The 1162-nt window shown below is 48.0% G+C and carries 1 protein-coding gene; it reads left to right on the top strand.

What is annotated here, in order from left to right; genetic code table 11:
- Positions 1-98: 98 nt before the first annotated feature.
- Positions 99-1162: IS30 family transposase (locus FC15_RS02510; protein WP_157051237.1), on the top strand; the 1064-nt coding region annotated here is incomplete at its 3' end.

The following is a 1162-nucleotide window of genomic DNA, read 5'->3' as shown; positions in this document are numbered from 1 at the left end:
CGCGCGTTTTATAATTAAGTTAGCCACCCAGCCAAAATGGTAAAAAAAAGACACCAAGACGAAAAATTCAGGTATCATTGAAGTTCCTACAACAAACAATGAAAGAAGTTTTCGTCTTGATGCAAGAACAGTCTATCACACCACGCCCAAAAGGTCACCATTTATCGGAAATCGAACGCGGTCAAATCGCCGCTTGGCACATTGAAGGATGCTCAGCACGGCAAATAGCGATTCGATTAGGCGTCTGCCACCAGACCGTCAATAATGAGCTCAAGCGTGGTCGAGTCACGCAAGTTAAACGCGTTAATAATCAGAAACACTACTTTGAAATTTACAGCCCTGAAGCCGCTCAGAATCGCTATGAAATAAAGCGGCAAAACTGTGGACGTCCATTAAAATTTAGCCAAGTGACGGCCTTCTTAGCCTACTTTGATGATAAGTTCTGCCATGAGGGCTGGTCGCCGGACGCTGCTGTTGGTTATGCCCGTAAGCACCGGTTATTTAAGCCGGCCAAAATGGTCTGTACGAAGACTTTGTACAACTATATCGATGCGCAACTATTGGAGATCCGTAACCTTGATCTGCTGGAAAAAACAAAACGCCGGACGACCCAACACCACTCGCACCAACATCAGCGCCTACTCGGTCGTAGTATTGAAGAACGGCCAAAGCGAGTAGAAACGCGCCACGAGTTTGGTCATTTTGAGATCGATACTGTCATTGGCAAACGTGCTGGTAGCGAGAGTGTCCTATTAACGTTTACCGAACGTAAAACGCGCTATGAGATTGTCCGCTTGATCGAGGGTAAAGACGCCGAATCTGTGGCTTATGCCATGCAAAATATTACGGCTGAATTCGGTGACGTTATGCGGACAGTTACGGCGGATAACGGAACAGAGTTCACCACGCTAACGGCTGCGCTTGAGGGTGTTGCCGAGACTTATTATGCCCACCCTTATAGCTCGGCCGAACGCGCCACTAATGAGGTCCACAATCGTATACTCAGACGTTACTTTCCTAAGGGGCAATCACTCGATCTAGCTACACCCAGTCTGGTCCGTCAAGCTGAATCTCGGCTCAACCATCTCCCGCGCCGCTTACTTAAGTTCTGTACACCAGCTGAAGTATTTCGAAAGGAATTAGCACGTGCGCGCAAAGGCCG

This window comes from Lapidilactobacillus concavus DSM 17758 (assembly GCF_001435835.1).
Lineage (GTDB): Bacteria > Bacillota > Bacilli > Lactobacillales > Lactobacillaceae > Lapidilactobacillus > Lapidilactobacillus concavus.
This window is presented reverse-complemented; position numbering and strand designations above follow the sequence as displayed.